The organism is Rugamonas fusca (assembly GCF_014042365.1).
Classification (GTDB): Bacteria; Pseudomonadota; Gammaproteobacteria; order Burkholderiales; family Burkholderiaceae_D; genus Rugamonas; species Rugamonas fusca.
In genome coordinates, this window is the sequence record NZ_JACEZS010000026.1 from 54,465 (window position 1) to 72,489 (window position 18,025).

Below are 18,025 nucleotides of genomic sequence, written 5' to 3' on the forward strand. Positions count from 1 at the left end.
ACCAACAAGGTTAATTTATGCGCACCACCCAAAAAATAATCGCAGTGAGCCTGCTGGCGCTGATGTCCGGCTGCTCGCTGTTCTCGTCGAAGGAAACCAAGAACCAGCCAGCGCCGCTGGTTGAGTTCAAGGCCACCATGTCGCCGCACGCGGCATGGAAGTATTCACTCGGTTCGTCCGGCCAGGCCGTGTTCACGCCCGCCCTGGTGGGCAACAACCTGTACGCGGCCGATGCCGGCGGCACCCTGGCGAAGCTGGACGCGGCCACGGGCAAGGAGCTGTGGCGCGTCAAGACGGGCGCGGACCTGACGGCCGGCGTGGGCAGCAACGGCGACGTGACCGTGGTCGGCGCGGCCAAGGGTGTTATCCTTGCGTTCGACGCCAACGGCAAGCCGCTGTGGAAGGCGCAGGCGTCGAGCGAAGTGCTGTCCTCGCCCGTGGTGGGCACGGACGTGGTGGTGGTGCGCAGCGTCGACAACCAGATCACGGCCTATGAGGCGGCCACCGGCGCCAGGCGCTGGTCCGTGGCCCGCACCACGCCCGCGCTCACGCTGCGCAACGCGCCCGGCATGACCATCGCAGGTCCGAACGTGTACGTGGCCCAGCCGGGTGGCAAGCTGCTGGCGCTGGCCCTGGTGGGCGGGCTGCCACGCTTTGAAGTGGTGGTGGGCGAGCCGCGCGGCGCGACGGAACTGGAGCGCGTGACCGACATCGCCGGCGCGCCCGTGGTGTATGACAAGGACGTGTGCGCCGTGTCTTACCAGGGCCGCGTGGCCTGCTTTGACCTGGCCACCGGCGTACCACGCTGGAACAAGCCCGCGTCCGCCGACGTGGGTGTGGCTGTCGACCAGCGCTTCGTGTTCGTCGCCGACGACCAGGGCGGGCTGGCCGCGTACAGCCGCGAAACGGGCACCAACGCCTGGAAAACGGACAAGCTGGCGTTCCGCCGCCTGTCCACGCCTGTGTCGTATGGCCGCGCTGTCGCGGTTGGCGACTATCAGGGTTACATCCACTTCCTGTCGCGGGAAGATGGCGCTTTAATAGGTCGCGTCGCTACCGACGGCAGCCCGATACAATCGGTGCCTGTGGTGGCGGGCGCGAATTTGATTTTTCAAACCCAATCAGGGACAGTGACCGCCATCGCGGTCGAGTAATACAATGAAGCCGGTAATCGCACTAGTGGGTCGACCCAACGTTGGGAAATCGACCTTATTCAATCGTCTGACCCGCTCGCGCGATGCGCTGGTGGCGGACTTGCCTGGGTTGACGCGCGATCGTCACTATGGCGAGGGCCGTGTCGGCGAACGTCCCTTCCTCGTGATCGACACGGGCGGTTTCGAACCCGTCGCCAAGGAAGGCATCATGCACCAGATGGCACTGCAGACCAAGCAGGCCGTGGCCGAGGCCGACGTGGTCGTGTTCCTGGTCGACGGCCGCCAGGGCCTGACGCCGCACGACAAGACCATCACGGACTTCCTGCGCAAGAGCGGCCGTCCCGTGCTGCTGGTGGTGAATAAATCCGAAGGCATGCGTTACACGGCCGTGGTGTCGGACTTCTATGAGCTGGGCCTGGGCGATCCCTACGCCATCTCGTCCGCGCACGGCGACGGCGTGGCCGACCTGGTGGAGGAGGCGCTCAACCTGGCCTTCGCCCAGCGTCCGGAGGAACCGGAGGAACTGGAGCCGTCCGACCGCGGCATCAAGATCGCCATCGTGGGCCGCCCCAACGTGGGCAAGTCCACCCTGATCAACACCCTGGTGGGTGAGCAGCGCGTGATCGCGTTCGACATGCCGGGCACCACCCGCGATTCGATCGAGATTCCGTTCGAGCGCGACGGCAAGCTGTACACGCTGATCGACACGGCCGGTATCCGCCGCCGCGGCAAGGTGTTCGAAGCGATCGAGAAATTCTCGGTGGTGAAGACGCTGCAATCGATCTCGGAAGCGAACGTGGTGGTGCTGCTGCTGGACGCCCAGCAGGACATCTCCGAGCAGGACGCCCACATCGCCGGCTTCGTGCTCGAATCGGGCCGCGCGCTGGTGGTGGCCGTCAACAAGTGGGATGGCCTGCAGTCGGACCGCCGCGACGAGATCAAGATCGACCTGGACCGCAAGCTGGACTTCCTGTCCTTCGCCAAGACCCATTTCATTTCGGCCCTGAAGGCGACCGGCATCGGCCCGCTGATGAAGTCGATCGACGCGGCCTACGCGGCCGCCATGTGCGACCTGTCCACGCCCAAGCTCACGCGCGCCCTGATCGAGGCCGTGGAGAAGCAGGAGCCACGCCGCAAGGGGTCGATCCGCCCCAAGCTGCGCTATGCGCACCAGGGCGGCATGAATCCGCCCGTGATCGTGATTCACGGCAATGCGCTGGACGCGGTGGGCGAGCCCTACAAGCGTTACCTGGAAAAGCATTTCCGCGACACCTTCTCGCTGGTGGGCACGCCGCTGCGCATTGAATTGCGCACGGGCAAGAATCCATTTGCCAAAACACAGAAATAAGGCGGAAACGCGCTGGCGCGGCCTGCAGAAAGTGCGAAAACAGGTTACAGTAGCTTCATGGCATGATTTCCCTGTGGGAGAATGAAGCTTGCACCTGTTTTTGCACCGAGTCGCACTTGAAAACCAGCGTGCCGCCTCCAATTCACACACAACAACATAAAACGGAGCTGTTATGAGCAACAAAGGGCAACTGTTACAAGACCCATTCCTCAACGCCTTGCGCAAAGAACACGTACCGGTGTCGATCTATCTGGTCAACGGCATCAAGCTGCAAGGCCATATCGAATCGTTCGACCAATACGTCGTGCTGCTGCGTAACACTGTCACCCAGATGGTGTACAAGCACGCCATTTCGACCGTGGTGCCGGCCCGCGCCGTCAATCTGAACATTGAAGCCGACGCGGAATAAGCGCTTGCCACATCGTTATCCGCTCACTTGCCTGACCGCCGTATGCGCGCCGCTTTAGTCGGTATCGACTTCGGTCAGGGCGACTTCGCCGCCAGCATCGAGGAACTGCAACTGCTGGCCCGGTCGGCGGGGGCGGACCCCGTCACGACCATCACGGCCAGGCGTTCCAGTCCGGACGCGGCCTATTTCGTCGGCAGCGGCAAGGCCGACGAGATCGGCCAGGCCGTGCTCGATGACCAGATCGAGATCGTCATCTTCAACCACGCCCTGTCGCCGGCCCAGCAGCGCAACCTGGAAAAGCGCCTCAACGTCCGGGTGCTGGACCGCACCAGCTTGATCCTCGACATCTTCGCCCAGCGCGCCAAGAGCCACGAGGGCAAGCTGCAGGTGGAGCTGGCCCAGTTGCAGCACCTGGCCACGCGCCTGATCCGCGGCTGGACCCACCTGGAACGGCAAAAGGGCGGTATCGGCCTGCGCGGTCCCGGTGAAACCCAGCTCGAGACGGACCGCCGCCTGATCGGCGAACGCGTGAAAGCGCTGCGGGCCCGGCTCGACAAGCTGCGCAAGCAGCACGATACCCAGCGCCGCGCGCGCGGGCGTACCCAGACTTTCTCCGTCTCGCTGGTGGGTTATACCAACGCCGGCAAGTCGACCCTGTTCAACGCCGTCACCAAGGCCGGCGTGTACGTGGCCAACCAGTTGTTCGCCACGCTCGACACCACTTCGCGCCGCGTCTACCTGGGCGAGGACGTGGGGCAGGTCGTCATCTCCGACACGGTCGGATTCGTGCGCGAACTGCCGCACCAGCTGGTGGCTGCCTTCCGCGCCACGCTGGAGGAAACCATCCACGCCGACCTGCTGCTGCACGTGGTCGACGCTTCATCGCCGGTGCGCATGGAGCAGATCGAGCAGGTCAACATGGTGCTCAAGGAAATCGGCGCCGATCATATTCCGCAAATCCTTGTCTGGAACAAGATTGACGCGGCGGGGCTGGAGCCGTCCGTCGAGCGTGATGAATATGATAAAATTTCCCGCGTTTTCATCAGCGCCCGCACCGGCGCCGGCCTCGATCTGCTGCGCGCGGCGATCGTCGAATGGGCCAAGGCCGCGCCTGGCGCGCGCCCGCCGCGCCCCCGTTATGAGGGCGAGGATGGCGACTATGCCGATGAGAGCGACCACGAACAGGATCTGCAGGACGACGAGACCCCGGCCCCCGACGACGGCGCGCCAGGCACAATACCAACCACCACTCATGTCGGATCACATTAAGTATGCGTGTCTCCACTCTCATGCAACGACTGGGCCTGAAACTCTCGCTCAACGATCCCCGCTGGGGCGCTGACAAGAAGGACGGCAACCGCCACGCCCAGGAGGGCAACAAGCCCGGCGACGGCCCGCCTGACCTGGACCAGTTGTGGCGCGATTTCAATCAGCGCCTGAACGCTTTCTTCGGCCAGAAGAAAGGCCCCGACAGCGGCGGTACGCCGTCCGGCCCCCGTCCCGACATGAAGGGCGCCGGCATCACCGCTGGCGCCGTGGGCGCCGTCGTAGCCCTGATCTGGCTCGCTTCCGGCTCGTTCATCGTGCAGGAAGGCCAGACCGGCGTCGTGCTCACGTTCGGCAAATTCAGCCACACCACGCCGGCTGGCTTCAACTGGCGCTGGCCCTACCCGTTCCAGAGCGACGAGACGGTCAAGGTCTCGCAGGTGCGCACGGTGGAAGTGGGCTACCGCGGCAACGTCAAGAACAAGCAGACGCGCGAATCGCTGATGCTGACGGACGACGAGAACATCATCGACATCCAGTTCGCCGTGCAGTACACGCTGAAAGACCCGGTGGCCTGGCAGTTCAACAACGCCGATCCGGAGGACGCCGTGCGCCAGGTGGCCGAGACGGCCATCCGCGAAGTGGTCGGCAAGAGCAAGATGGATTTCGTGCTGTATGAAGGCCGCGAGAAGGTCGCGTTCGAGACCCAGCAACTGATGCAGCACATCCTGGACCGTTACGCCACCGGCGCCCAGATCACCAACGTCACCATGCAAGGCGTGCAACCGCCCGAGCAGGTGCAAAGCGCGTTCGACGACGCCGTCAAGGCCGGCCAGGACCGCGAGCGCCAGAAGAACGAAGGCCAGGCTTACGCCAACGACGTGATTCCGAAGGCGCGCGGCGCCGCGTTCCGCCTGGTGCAGGAAGCGGAAGCGTACCGTGCCACCGTCAGCGAGAACGCGGCCGGTAACGCGGCCCGCTTCAAGCAGGTGCTGGCCGAATACCAGAAGGCGCCGGCCGTCACGCGCGACCGCATGTACCTGGAAACGATGCAGCAGATCTTCGCCAGCGCCAGCAAGGTGATGGTGGACGCCAAGTCCGGCAGCAACCTGCTGTACCTGCCGCTCGACAAGCTGATCGCCCAGGCGGCGGCCACGGACGCGGCGGCGGCGGCAGCCAAGGCGGCCGCCACGCAGGCGCCCGCGCCCGCACCTGCGGCCACGGCGCCGTCCGATATGATGCCGACGGTCGAAATGAGCCGTCAGCGCGACAGCCGTTCGCGCGATTCGTCACGTGAACGGGAGAGCCGCTGATATGAACCGTATTGTTACCATCGTTGTGGGCGGTTTCATCGCCCTGATGCTGCTGTCGTCCACCATGTTCGTGGTCGATCAGCGCCGTTATGCCATCGTGTTCGCGCTGGGCGAAGTGAAGGAAGTGATCCGCACGCCGGGCCTGCACTTCAAGCTGCCGCCGCCGTTCCAGAACGTGCTGTACCTCGATAACCGCATCATGACCATCGAGTCGCCCGACGCCGAGCGCTTCATCACGGCCGAGAAGATGAACATCCTGGTCGACACCTTCGTCAAATGGCGCATCGGCCGTGGCGAGGACCAGCCCAAGAAGTATTTCGTCAGCTTCGGCGGCGACGAAGCCCGCGCGCGCGACCGCATGTCGCAGATCGTCAAGGCGGCGCTGAACGACGAGATCACCAAGCACACCGTGCGCGAAGTGATCTCCGGCCAGCGCGGCCAGGTGATGGAGTCGATCCGCAGCAAGGTGGTGACGGAGGCGTCGCAGATCGGCGTCGAGATCATCGACGTGCGCCTGAAGCGGGTGGACTACGTGGAGCAGATCAACAACTCCGTGTACGACCGCATGAAGGCCGAGCGCGTGCGCGTGGCCAACGAGCTGCGTTCCACCGGCTCGGCCGATTCGGAGAAGATCCGCGCCGACGCCGACAAGCAGCGCACCGTGATCCTGGCCGAAGCGTATCGCCAGGCCGAGACCATACGCGGCGAGGGCGATGCCAAGGCGTCGCAGATCTACGCCGAGGCGTTCGGCAAGAACCCCGAGTTCTACAAGTTCTACCGCAGCCTGGAAGCGTATCGCGCCACGTTCAAGAATCGCGGCGACGTGATGGTGATCGATTCCAATTCCGACTTCTTCAAGTATTTCAAGGGTTCGGGCGCTGCGGCTGCCCCGGCCGGCAAGAAGTAAGACTGGCGGCGAAGCCGGCCGGCGCGGTGCGCAACCGCCCGGCCGGCTTCGTTTTTGGCCGTCCGTGGCACGATTTTCTACCTTTCAAGGCATATTTTCGCGTAAAATATCAGGTTCGGCCCTGCGCCTGATGGCTGCGCGATGGCGCCACGTTGTTCAAATTTCTTAACTTCCGACTCCAGTTTCCCATGCCGAATTGGCTTTTGCCCGAGAATATCGCCGACGTCCTGCCGTCGGAAGCACGCAAGATCGAAGAACTGCGTCGCCTGATGCTGGATAATTTCCGCCTGTACGGATACGAACTGGTGATGCCGCCGCTGCTCGAATATGTCGAGTCGCTGCTGACCGGCGCCGGCCAGGATACCGACCAGCGCACCTTCAAGCTGGTCGATCCGGCCTCGGGCCGCATGCTGGGCCTGCGCGCCGACATGACGACCCAGGTGGCCCGTATCGACGCCCACCTGCTCAACCGCGCCTCCGTCACCCGTCTGTGCTACGCCGGCAGCGTGCTCCATACCCGTCCCTCGGGCCTGCACGCCACCCGTGAGCCGCTGCAGATCGGCGCCGAAATCTATGGCCACGCCGGCCTGGAAGCGGACGCCGAGATCCAGGAACTGGCGCTGGCCTCGCTGGCCCTGGCCGGTTTCACCGACGTGCGGCTGGACCTGTCCCACGTGGGCGTGCTGCGTGCGCTGATCGCCGGCGACCCGGCCGCCGTGCGCGACGAGGCGGCCCTGTACCTGCTGCTGCGGGCCAAGGACATGCCGGGCCTGCGCGAACTGACGGCCAACTACTCGCCCATGGTGCGCGATGCGCTGCTGGCGCTGCCCAACCTGTACGGCGACGTCGAAGTGCTGAAAAAAGCGCGCGACGTGCTGCCCGACCTGCCTGGCATCGCCAAGGCGCTGGCGGAACTGGCCGCGCTGGCCGGTTCGGCCATCGGCCGCGCCGAAGTGGCGATCGACCTGGCCGACCTGCGCGGTTACCAGTACGAGAGCGGCGCCATGTTCGCGCTGTACGTGCCGGGCCTGCCCAACGCCGTGGCCCGTGGCGGCCGTTACGATCACGTGGGTGAAGCATTCGGCCGTGCCCGTCCCGCCACCGGCTTCTCGCTGGACCTGCGCGAGCTGGCCCGGTTGCTGCCGACGGCCGAACGCAAACATTCGATCCGCGCGCCGTGGGGTAACGCGCCGGAGCTGAAAGAGAAAATCGCCGAGCTGCGCAAGGCCGGCGAAGTGGTGATCCAGTCCATGCCGGGTCACAGCAATGAACAGGACGAGTTCGAGTGCGACCGCGCGCTGGTGCTCGACGATGATGGTAGTAACTGGATTCTTAAAAACTTAGGTTAGTGTGATGTCAAAGAAAAATATGGCAAAGAACGTCGTTGTCATCGGCACCCAATGGGGCGATGAAGGTAAGGGCAAGATCGTCGACTGGTTGACCGATCATGCGCAAGGTGTGGTGCGCTTCCAGGGCGGCCACAACGCCGGCCATACGCTGGTCATCGGCGGCGTGAAGACGGCGCTGCAGCTGATCCCGTCGGGCATCATGCGCCCAGGCGTGGCCTGCTACATCGGTAACGGTGTGGTGGTGTCGGTGCCGGACGTGCTGCGCGAAATCGACAAGCTCGAAGCGGTCGGCGTGGAAGTGGCGTCGCGCCTGAAGGTGTCGGACGCCGCTCCCGTGATCCTGCCTTACCACGCAGCGCTGGATGCGGCCCGTGAAGCGGCCCGCGGCGCCGCCAAGATCGGCACCACCGGCAAGGGCATCGGCCCGGCCTATGAAGACAAGGTGGCGCGCCGTGCGATCCGTATCGCCGACCTGCTGAATGAAAAGCGCTTCTCGGAAAAACTGGCCGAGAACCTGGACTACCACAACTTCGTGCTGGAAAACTATCTGAAGGCGCCGCGCGTCGACTACCAGAAGACCCTGGACGACGCGCTGGCCTACGTGCCGCGCCTGCGCCCGATGGTGACCGACGTATCGAGCGCGCTGTACGCTGCGCACAAGGCCGGCGCCAACCTGCTGTTCGAAGGCGCGCAAGGTTCGCTGCTGGATGTGGACCATGGCACCTATCCGTTCGTCACCTCGTCGAACTGCGTGGCCGGCAATGCCGCTGCTGGTTCCGGCGTGGGCCCGGGCATGCTGCACTACATCATGGGCATCACCAAGGCCTACACCACCCGCGTCGGTTCCGGCCCGTTCCCTTCGGAACTGCCGACGGATGCCGGCGTGGGCCACCACCTGGCGCAAGTGGGCCACGAGTTCGGCACCGTGACGGGCCGCGCCCGCCGCTGCGGCTGGTTCGACGCGGCCCTGCTGCGCCGCTCCGTGCAGATCAACGGCGTGACGGGCATGTGCCTGACCAAGCTGGACGTGCTGGACGGCCTGGAATCGCTCAAGCTGTGCACCGGCTACCTGGTGGACGGCAAGGCCGTGGACATCTTCCCGTCCGGCGCGGAAGAAGCGGCACGCTGCGTGCCCGTCTACGAAGAAATGCCGGGCTGGAAGGAGAGCACCGTGGGCGCCAAGTCGCTGGCCGCGCTGCCGGCCGCCGCCCGCAACTACATCAAACGTATCGAAGAGTTGGTCGGCGTGCCGGTTGACATGGTGTCGACCGGCCCCGATCGCGAAGAAACGATCGTGCTGCGTCACCCGTTCGAGTAATGCAAGCAATACACTGAGGAGTTATCATCTTGTCCACCCCACAATCGAACGACAAGCATCTCTGGGTGTCCTGGGATGAGTACCACCGCCTGATCGAGCGCCTGGCGCTCAAGGTGCATGAATCTGGCTGGAAATTCGACCAGGTGCTGTGCCTGGCGCGCGGCGGCGTGCGCCCCGGCGACATGTTCTCGCGCATCTTCGACGTGCCGCTGGCGATCCTGTCGACCAGCTCCTACCGCGCCGAGAAGGGCACCGTGCAGGGCGACCTGGACATCGCCAAGTACATGACGATGACCAAGGGCCCGCTGTCGGGCCGGATCCTGCTGATCGACGACCTGGCCGATTCGGGCGTGACCCTGATGAAGGTGATCGAGCACCTGAAGAACAACTTCGAAGGCGTGACCGAAGTGCGCACGGCCGTGATCTGGACCAAGGGCAGCTCGGCCTTCAAGCCGGACTACCAGATGCAGGAACTGCCGCACAACCCGTGGATCCACCAGCCGTTCGAGGATTACGACGGCCTGCGTCCGCACCAGCTGGCGGCGTGGATCAAGAAGGGCGAGGTGTCCGCGTAAGGCGGCGCCGGGTTTTCGTCCGATGAGGAGCGGCCTGCGGGCCGCTTTTTTTATGTCCGCGACCACCTCGGCCTGCAACAGTTGCAAATTGATAGTATTAAAATATTGCCATAAACATCACTTGCTGGCATACAATGATTCCGGCAACTGTTGGGTTGTCCGTGCCACCTGAAGCGATGGAACCCTCATGCGCAAGCCTCGCCCTATTGTCGCCGCATCCGACCGCAAGGCGCCCGCCATCGTGCTGGCCGCCGGGCTGGCACTGCATGTGGCAGGCGCCGGCGCGACCCTGCCGCCCGGCGATCTGAGCGAACTGTCGCTGGAGGAGTTGGCCAATGTGGACGTGAGCGCCGCATCGTTGCTGTCGGCCGGCCTGCTCGACACGGCTGCCTCGGTGAGCGCCGTCACGCCGCAGCAATGGCAGCGGCGCGGCGCGCGCCGCCTGCTCGACGCGCTGGAAACGCAGCCGGGCGTGCAGGTGCTGCCGCACACCAGCGGCAACCAGGTGCTGGCCATCCGTGGCTACGCGCGCAGCACCTCCTACACGGGCGTGGCCACCAGCTGGGATGGCGTGCCGCTCAACGACCTGTTCCGCTCCGGTCCCCAATTCAACCTGCCTGCCATCAACCTCGGTGCGCTGAGCCAGATGCAACTGATCGAAGGCCCCGGTTCGGCCCTGTATGGCAGCGACGCCTTCCACGGCCTGGTGGCATTGCGCGGCTACGAGGCTGACCATGACCAGCGCGAGCTCAGCGCGGCCGGCGCCAGCAACGGCTATTACGAAGCGGCCCTGCGGCAAAGCACGGCCGTGGGCGCGGATGCGCGCCTGAACGTGGCGCTGGCCGCCAACGGCCAGCCGGACCAGGATCGCGTCGCCTACGCCGTCCACCCGATCACGGGCCGGCCGCTGCAAAGCGCGCGCGAGAACAACTTCGACGCCCAGACGGCCTCGTTCAAGCTGGCCGGGGAAGGGCAGGGTGGCCTGTCCTGGTTCGGCGGCCTGTACCTGCATCACTACGACGCGGACGCGTACCAGGGCTCGGGCACGCGCCTGACCGGCGGCAATGACGTGGGCTGGCTGGCCACCCGCTTCGCGATGACACAGGCCGGCGTGCGGCGCGAACTGGCGCGTGGCGGCTCCGTCGAGCTGAAGGGCTACTACTGGTGGGTGGACAATGACCTGGCCAGCAACCTGGGCACGGGCGCCGTACCCATCCACCGCGACTTGTGGACGCGCCAGTTCCGTACGGGCCTGCAGGCGACATGGCGTGACGGCATTCCCGCCTGGAACACGGCCTGGGCCCTGTCGGCCGGCCAGGAGCGGCTGGGCGTGCGCAGCGCGAAGGCCGAGGCGGTGACGCTGGCCGGGCAAGCGCTGCCCACCACCACCAACCCGGCCGAAGGCGCCAGCCGTGGCGTGCGCAACCTGACGCTGGAGTTGAACAGCCACTGGGGCGAGCGGTGGGCGCTGGTCTATGGCGGCCGGCTGGACGATTACTCCGATTTTGGCGGCCATGCGTCGCCGCGGCTGGGACTGATCTACCACCCGCAGCCTGACGCCGCGCTCAAGTTCCTGTACGGCCAGGCGTTCCGCGCCCCCTCGGCGGTGGAGATGGGCGGCGCGGCCGGCAGTGTGCTGGGCAATCCCGCGCTCCAGCCGGAACTGATCGACAGCTATGAACTGGTGGCCCAGCGCCAGACGGCGCACTACCTGGCCCAGGTGACGTTGTTTCGCACCTTGTGGCATGACGGCATTTCCGCCGTGTTGGTGCCGCCGGCCACGTTGACCCAGTACCGCAATGTAGGCCGCAACGATGCCTACGGCGCCACGGCCAGCCTGCAGGCCCAGTGGCAGGGGTGGGGCTTGGATGCGAGCGCTTCCTATGTTCGCAGCCGCAACGCCGTGACGGGCATGGACTACAACATCTTCCCCGCCACCATTGTCAATATCGGCATCAGCCATGCGCTGTCCGACCCGGCCTGCTTGCTGACGCTGAACCAGCGCTGGCAATCGCGGGTGGATGATATCCCCGTCGGCGATGGTTTGCCGCCCCATGCATTGCCGCGCTACCTGCGCACCGACGTGGGCGTGGAACGCCACTATTCACCGCGCCTGACAGCCTACCTTCAGCTGCGCAACCTGTTCAATCGCGACAACCGCTTGCCCTCCGCACCGTCCTCCGTGGGCGGCATACCGGACGAGCATTTCAGCCTGAACCTGCGCCTCGATTACCGCTATTGAGCGGCGGCCGCGATTGCGCAGAAAGTTGTCTCGTGGCAGCATAGAGCCGCCAACCGGCGCCTGTATGAAAGCCATCGATGACCCAGAATTTTTTCCAGACCTTTATCCTGTTGCTGCTCGTGACCGACCCGTTCGGTAATGTGCCCCTGTTCGCCGCCGCCCTCAACCCGGTAACGCCGGCGCGCCGGCCCCGCATCGTCGTGCGCGAATGCGCGATCGCCTTCGCCGTGCTGCTGATCTTCATGTTCTTCGGCCGCCACTTCCTGTCGGCGTTGCAGTTGTCGGAAGTGTCGCTGCGCATCGGCGGCAGCGTGATCCTGCTGTTGATCGCCATCCGCATGATTTTCCCCCATCCCGATGGCGTAATGGGCAGGACCGAGGGCGGTGAACCGTTCATCGTGCCGCTGGCCATTCCCGCGCTGGCCGGCCCGTCGGCGCTGGCCACGGTGCTGCTGTTCTCGCGCGAGAGCACGGGTGAAGTGCTGGTGCACGTGGCCGCGCTGGGCGCCGTGGGCGCGGTGTGGCTGGCCGTATTCCTGAGCGCGGAAAAGTTACAGAAAGCCCTGGGCGCGCAAGTGATGACGGCTTTCGAGCGCCTGATGGGCCTGATCCTGACGGCCATGTCGATTGAAATGCTGCTGGGCGGCGTACGCGAATTCGTCAAGACCCTGTAAACTATCCGGGTAGAAAAAATTGCGGGGCAGCAAAATCAGGGACGGACCCCGATTTTCCCTTTTGGAAAAATCGGGGTCCGTCCCTGATTTTGCTGTCCCGCAATTTTTTGTAAGATTTCTCAGCCGGCCGCGGCGTCCAGGTGGTCTTCGCCGGGGGCGCCGAACAGCTGCTGCTTGAGCACGTGTAACTGGTCGCGCACCTGGGCCGCTTTCTCGAACTCCAGGTTCTTGGCGTGCTCGAGCATCTGCTTTTCCAGCCGCTTGATTTCCTTGCTGATCTGCTTCTCGCTCATGGCCTCGTACTTGGCCGTTTCCTGCGCCACCTGCATTTCCTCGCGCGCCGCGTCCGGGCTGTAGACGCCGTCGATCATGTCGCGGATCGACTTGCTCACGCCGCGCGGCACGATGCCATGCGCTTCGTTGAAGGCGAGCTGCTTGGCGCGGCGGCGCTCGGTCTCGCCGATGGCCCGGCTCATGGAGTCGGTGATGCGGTCGGCGTACAGGATGGCCACGCCGTGCAGGTTGCGGGCGGCCCGGCCTATGGTCTGGATCAGCGAGCGCTCCGATCGCAGGAAGCCTTCCTTGTCCGCGTCCAGGATGGCCACCAGTGACACTTCCGGCAAATCCAGGCCTTCGCGCAGCAGGTTGATGCCGACCAGCACGTCGAAGGTGCCGATGCGCAGGTCGCGCAGCAGTTCCACGCGTTCCACCGTTTCGATGTCGCTGTGCAGGTAGCGCACCTTGATGCCGTGGTCGCCCAGGTATTCCGTCAACTGCTCGGACATGCGCTTGGTCAGCGTGGTCACCAGCACCCGCTCGTTGCGCGCCACGCGCAGCGTGATCTCCGACATCAGGTCGTCCACCTGGCTCAGCGCCGGGCGCACGATCACTTGCGGATCGACCAGGCCGGTGGGGCGTACCACCTGTTCCACCACCTGGTCCGCGTGCGTGTTCTCGAATTCGGCCGGAGTGGCGGAGACGAACACGGTCTGCCGCATCTTCTGCTGGAATTCCTCGAACTTGAGCGGGCGGTTGTCGAGCGCGGATGGCAGCCGGAAACCGTAATCGACCAGGTTGGTCTTGCGCGAGCGGTCGCCGTTGTACATGGCGCTCAGCTGGCCGACCAGCACGTGCGATTCGTCGAGGAACATCAGCGCATCCTGCGGCAGGTAGTCGACCAGCGTGGGCGGCGGTTCGCCGGGCAGGGCGCCGCTCAGGTGGCGCGAGTAGTTTTCGATGCCCTTGGTGAAGCCGATCTCGGTCATCATTTCCAGGTCGAAACGGGTGCGCTGTTCCAGCCGCTGTTCCTCGACCAGCTTGTTTTCCTTGCGGAAGAAATCGAGCCGTTCGCGCAGTTCGTCCTTGATGGTTTCGATGGCGCGCAGCACGGTGGCGCGCGGCGTCACGTAGTGCGAGCCAGGGTAGACCGTGAAGCGGGGGATCTTTTGCTTGACGCGGCCCGTGAGCGGGTCGAACAGCTGGATCGACTCCAGTTCGTCGTCGAACAGTTCCAGCCGCACGGCCAGTTCGGCGTGCTCGGCGGGGAAGATGTCGATGGTGTCGCCGCGCACGCGGAAGGTGCCGCGGCCGAAATCGACCTCGTTGCGCGTGTACTGCATCTGGATCAGGCGCGCGATGATGTCGCGCTGGGCCACGCGGTCGCGCGCGCGCAGCGTGAGGATCATCTGGTGGTATTCGTTGGGGTTACCGATACCGTAGATGGCCGACACGGTGGCCACGATCACCACGTCGCGCCGCTCCATCAGCGACTTGGTGCACGACAGCCGCATCTGCTCGATGTGCTCGTTGATCGACGAATCCTTTTCGATGAACAGGTCGCGCTGGGGCACGTAGGCTTCCGGCTGATAGTAATCGTAGTAGCTGACGAAGTATTCGACCGCGTTCTCGGGAAAGAATTCGCGGAACTCCGAATACAGCTGGGCCGCCAGCGTCTTGTTGGGCGCGAACACGATGGCGGGCCGGCCCAGGCGGGCGATCACGTTGGCCATGGTGTAGGTCTTGCCCGAGCCCGTCACACCGAGCAGGGTCTGGAAGAACAGGCCGTCGTTGATGCCTTCGCACAGCTGGTTGATGGCCGTGGGCTGGTCGCCGGCGGGCGGGAAGGGCTGGTGCAGCTTGAACGGCGAGTCGGGAAAAGTGACGATTGTTGCTGCGGAAGAGGTTTTTACGTCTGCTGTTTCAGCCATCTTTTCAGACCTTTGATAGAATAATGGCCTGCCAGCGGCCTGAAGCACTTTATTAAATTCGGAGCCGCCGGCTGAACCTGCCGTGAACCGCTTCCAAACGATACCAATCTTATCATGACCAATCCTTCTGCCAGCCTCTTCAGCGCCATCGACATGGCCCCTCGCGACCCTATCCTGGGCATCACCGAAGCGTTCAACGCGGACCAGAATCCCGCGAAGATCAACCTCGGCGTCGGCGTCTATTATGACGACAATGGCAAAGTGCCGCTGCTGTCGTGCGTGCAGAAGGCGGAAGCCATGCTGATCGAGCAGCCTGCACCGCGCACCTACCTGCCGATCGAAGGTCTGGCCACCTACGACCAGGCCGTGCAGCAACTGGTATTTGGCGCCGACAGCGCCGTGATTCAAGAGAAGCGCGCCGTCACCGTGCAAGCCATCGGCGGCACGGGCGCGCTGAAAATCGGCGCCGACTTCCTGCAGCGCTTCGCGCCAGGCGCCCAGGTCTATATCAGCGACCCAAGCTGGGAAAACCACCGCGCCCTGTTCGAAAGCGCCGGCTTCGTCGTCAACAACTACAGCTACTACGATGCCGCTACCCACGGCGTGAACTTCGCCGGTATGCTGGCCGACATCAAGGCCATGCCGCGCGGTTCCATCGTGCTGCTGCACGCCTGCTGCCACAACCCGACCGGCGCCGACCTGTCGTCGGCCCAGTGGGATGAAGTGATCGCGGCCGTGACGGCCGGCGGCCTGGTGCCGTTCCTGGACATGGCTTACCAGGGCTTCGGCTCCGGTATCGCCGAAGACGGCGCCGTGGTGCGCCGCTTCGCTGCCGCCGGCGGCCCGCTGCTGATTTCGAACTCGTTCTCCAAGTCGTTCTCGCTGTACGGCGAGCGCGTGGGCGCCCTGAGCGTGGTCGCTGCCAGCGCGGAAGAGGCGGCCCGCCTGCTGTCGCAACTGAAGCGCGTGGTGCGCACCAACTACTCCAACCCGCCTGTGCACGGCGGCAAGGTGGTGGCCACCGTGCTGACCACGCCGGCCCTGCGCCAGCTGTGGGAAGAGGAGCTGGCCGGCATGCGCGTGCGCATCAAGGAAATGCGCGAAGCTTTCGTCACCAAGCTGAAAGAAAAGGCCCCAGGCCACGACTTCGGTTTCGTGCGCGACCAGGTGGGCATGTTCTCGTACTCGGGCCTGACCAAGGAGCAAGTGGCCAAGCTGCGCGAACAGTCGATCTACGCGGTGGACACGGGCCGTATTTGCGTGGCAGCCCTCAATTCGCGCAATATCGATACCGTCATTGACGCGATCGCTAAAGTGCTTTAATATCCTGATTCTCCGGATTGATCGGCAGATTGGTCCGGAAGGCAGCATGAAGTACGGTAAGAAGTTGCACTGTCATAAAGCTTGATGGCGTGAACGAAACAGTATAAAATGTTGCCTCTATTCCCTGATAGCTCAGTCGGTAGAGCGACGGACTGTTAATCCGCAGGTCCCTGGTTCGAGTCCAGGTCGGGGAGCCAGAATTCAGCAAACAGAAAGCCCAGCCTTCATCGGTTGGGCTTTTTGCTTTGCGCGCGCGTAGAGTGTCCGGTGCGCTTGGCGCCGCACCCGCTGGCGGCGGGTTCGGCTGGTGCGCTTGGCTACTTGGCGTCCAAGGTAATGGTGACGCCGCTGTCGGTCTGGGTGGCTTGCACCCGAACCAGCTTGGGAACGCCGGCAGTCGAGATAGCATAGGTAATGGTGTTGCTGCTCTGCGGAGTGGTGGTCAGGCCGTAGTCCGTCGTGATCATCTGGAAATTGAGGGTGTTGGCGTCGCTGCCCGCTGCCGCCACGTAGGACAATTTTTCCGTGTTGACCAGGGTGCGCTTGGTGCTGTCGGCGTAGCAATTCATCGTGACGATGTCGCCGCTCTGGCCAACGTTGGCTGTGGCCGGGTAGGCCGGCGTGCCGCTGGCCACGCAGTAGCTGTCGGACGAACGCGCGCCGATGGGCGCGTATTGCGCATTGATAATCAACGCACTGTTCACAAAGAGTGGCTGTGACATGCCGTTGATTGATATTGAGGCATTGAGGTCTTCCGTCGCCTGCTGGGCGGCGGCGCCTTCAAAGGTCGTATTGGAGGCGATACCCAGCGCATAGCTCAGCGTGCCCGTGAGCGGATAGCTGGTCGAGCCACTGGTGGCGGTGCCGGTGATGGCCAGATTGGCTTGCATGCCGTGCGTGAAAGCATAGGCCAAGGCCTGCTGGATGGGGAAGCTGGTGGTGATGGGCGTGGCGCTGGTCGCCGCGCCGGACGAGCCCCCGCCGCCGCATGCGGACAAGGTGGTCGCAAGCAGCGCGGTCAGGGCGACTGGCAAGATCTTTTTCGTGAATTTCATCTTTAGCATTTTCCTTTGGAGATGGGGCCGGCGTAGGAACAGCGAGGCATTACTCTAATGCAAGAGCGAGCGACGCAAGGTTATCAGCTTCTTAATGCATGGAATCTATTCAATTGTTGCCGGAATAGGGGATGTCGCGCCCAGCAATGCGGGTTGCCGCGCAGTGGCTTTCGTCGTCGGTTCGGCATTGTCAAACTGTCGTGTTCGCCGGTGACAGCCGCAACACCTGCTATGGTGCAGCCCTGGACAATATCTCGGTCATGGCCGCCGTGCCCGAACCAGGCACATACGCCATGCTGTTCGCGGGCATGGTGCTGTTGGGTGTTGTCGCTCGCCGCAAGCGCAAGTAATTCAGCGCGCCGCGAGCGGCGAAGGCTGTCTGCGGAAAAGATCACCCAGCCTCTGGTCAATTCGGATTGGCCCATATATAATCCGGGCCTCCATTCCCTGATAGCTCAGTCGGTAGAGCGACGGACTGTTAATCCGCAGGTCCCTGGTTCGAGTCCAGGTCGGGGAGCCAGAATGTTCCTGTAAAAGCCCAGTCCCACTGATCGGGTTTTTGCTTTTCAGCGGTGGCCGACACTGCCTGAATTTTAGTTTGACAAGACGGTCGATCAACGTTAAAGTTGCGACCCTCAATTCCCTGATAGCTCAGTCGGTAGAGCGACGGACTGTTAATCCGCAGGTCCCTGGTTCGAGTCCAGGTCGGGGAGCCAGAATTTAGAAAGGCCTTGCATGCACGTGCAAGGCCTTTTTTCTTGGTGCGCCCAGCATGGGCGCACTCCTGTGGGTGCAAGTCCCGCCGCGAGCTGACCACAGTGAGCGAAGTGAAGCGCAACTGCGGAAGGGTAACTGACTGTGGGAAGGAAGCGTGGAGCATAAATC

14 protein-coding genes, 3 tRNA genes and 1 pseudogene are annotated in these 18,025 nt (G+C 64.0%); 16 read left to right on the forward strand and 2 right to left on the reverse strand.

The window, feature by feature from the left end; genetic code table 11:
- Positions 1 to 17 precede the first annotated feature (17 nt).
- From bamB to H3H36_RS22820, 11 genes are all read left to right on the forward strand, one after another.
- Entirely contained in the window at positions 18 to 1,154 is a 1,137-nt protein-coding gene (gene bamB, locus H3H36_RS22770) for an outer membrane protein assembly factor BamB (RefSeq protein ID WP_182220359.1), read from the forward strand.
- Between the two features lie 4 nt (positions 1,155 to 1,158).
- On the forward strand, positions 1,159 to 2,502 hold the full coding sequence (der, locus tag H3H36_RS22775) for a ribosome biogenesis GTPase Der (RefSeq protein ID WP_182220360.1): 1,344 nt from the start codon (positions 1,159 to 1,161) through the stop codon (positions 2,500 to 2,502).
- Positions 2,503 to 2,674: 172 nt separating this feature from the next.
- On the forward strand, positions 2,675 to 2,911 hold the full coding sequence (gene hfq, locus H3H36_RS22780; protein WP_182155148.1) for an RNA chaperone Hfq: 237 nt from the start codon (positions 2,675 to 2,677) through the stop codon (positions 2,909 to 2,911).
- Positions 2,912 to 2,953: 42 nt separating this feature from the next.
- Positions 2,954 to 4,180, forward strand: coding sequence for a GTPase HflX (gene hflX / locus H3H36_RS22785; RefSeq protein WP_182220361.1), 1,227 nt, complete (start codon positions 2,954 to 2,956; stop codon positions 4,178 to 4,180).
- Positions 4,181 to 4,182: 2 nt separating this feature from the next.
- Positions 4,183 to 5,490: an FtsH protease activity modulator HflK gene (gene hflK / locus H3H36_RS22790; RefSeq protein ID WP_182220362.1), complete on the forward strand. Its 1,308-nt coding sequence runs from the start codon at positions 4,183 to 4,185 to the stop codon at positions 5,488 to 5,490.
- Between the two features lies 1 nt (position 5,491).
- Complete coding sequence (gene hflC / locus H3H36_RS22795; RefSeq protein WP_182220363.1) at positions 5,492 to 6,397, forward strand: protease modulator HflC; 906 nt, start codon at positions 5,492 to 5,494, stop codon at positions 6,395 to 6,397.
- A 188-nt stretch (positions 6,398 to 6,585) separates the two neighbouring features.
- On the forward strand, positions 6,586 to 7,746 hold the full coding sequence (locus tag H3H36_RS22800) for an ATP phosphoribosyltransferase regulatory subunit (protein ID WP_182220364.1): 1,161 nt from the start codon (positions 6,586 to 6,588) through the stop codon (positions 7,744 to 7,746).
- A 4-nt stretch (positions 7,747 to 7,750) separates the two neighbouring features.
- Complete coding sequence (locus H3H36_RS22805) at positions 7,751 to 9,064, forward strand: adenylosuccinate synthase (RefSeq protein ID WP_182220365.1); 1,314 nt, start codon at positions 7,751 to 7,753, stop codon at positions 9,062 to 9,064.
- Positions 9,065 to 9,093: 29 nt separating this feature from the next.
- Positions 9,094 to 9,639, forward strand: a complete 546-nt coding sequence (locus H3H36_RS22810) for a phosphoribosyltransferase (protein WP_182220366.1) — start codon at positions 9,094 to 9,096, stop codon at positions 9,637 to 9,639.
- 187 nt (positions 9,640 to 9,826) lie between these two features.
- Complete coding sequence (locus H3H36_RS22815) at positions 9,827 to 11,881, forward strand: TonB-dependent receptor plug domain-containing protein (protein WP_182220367.1); 2,055 nt, start codon at positions 9,827 to 9,829, stop codon at positions 11,879 to 11,881.
- A 77-nt stretch (positions 11,882 to 11,958) separates the two neighbouring features.
- Entirely contained in the window at positions 11,959 to 12,555 is a 597-nt protein-coding gene (locus H3H36_RS22820; RefSeq protein ID WP_182220368.1) for a MarC family protein, read from the forward strand.
- Between the two features lie 119 nt (positions 12,556 to 12,674).
- On the opposite strand, the gene uvrB is transcribed toward H3H36_RS22820, so the two are convergent.
- Positions 12,675 to 14,762 carry an excinuclease ABC subunit UvrB gene (gene uvrB / locus H3H36_RS22825; protein ID WP_229220058.1) on the reverse strand — a complete coding sequence of 696 codons (2,088 nt, stop codon included), beginning with the start codon at positions 14,760 to 14,762 and terminating at the stop codon, positions 12,675 to 12,677.
- A 114-nt stretch (positions 14,763 to 14,876) separates the two neighbouring features.
- On the opposite strand from uvrB, the gene H3H36_RS22830 reads away from it, so the two are divergent.
- A complete protein-coding gene (locus H3H36_RS22830; protein ID WP_182220369.1) occupies positions 14,877 to 16,085 on the forward strand; it encodes an amino acid aminotransferase in 1,209 nt (402 codons plus the stop codon).
- A gap of 121 nt (positions 16,086 to 16,206) precedes the next feature.
- A tRNA-Asn gene (locus H3H36_RS22835) sits at positions 16,207 to 16,282 on the forward strand.
- Positions 16,283 to 16,402: 120 nt separating this feature from the next.
- On the opposite strand, the gene H3H36_RS22840 is transcribed toward H3H36_RS22835, so the two are convergent.
- On the reverse strand, positions 16,403 to 17,140 hold the full coding sequence (locus H3H36_RS22840) for a hypothetical protein (RefSeq protein WP_182220370.1): 738 nt from the start codon (positions 17,138 to 17,140) through the stop codon (positions 16,403 to 16,405).
- Positions 17,141 to 17,334: 194 nt separating this feature from the next.
- Here H3H36_RS22840 and H3H36_RS27170 point away from each other — a divergent pair.
- From H3H36_RS27170 to H3H36_RS22855, 3 genes and pseudogenes are all read left to right on the forward strand, one after another.
- A pseudogene (locus H3H36_RS27170) lies at positions 17,335 to 17,490 on the forward strand (PEP-CTERM sorting domain-containing protein); the annotation flags it as partial.
- A gap of 94 nt (positions 17,491 to 17,584) precedes the next feature.
- Positions 17,585 to 17,660 (forward strand) — tRNA-Asn (locus tag H3H36_RS22850).
- Between the two features lie 120 nt (positions 17,661 to 17,780).
- Positions 17,781 to 17,856: transfer RNA gene (locus tag H3H36_RS22855), tRNA-Asn, on the forward strand.
- The last annotated feature ends 169 nt before the right edge of the window (positions 17,857 to 18,025 follow it).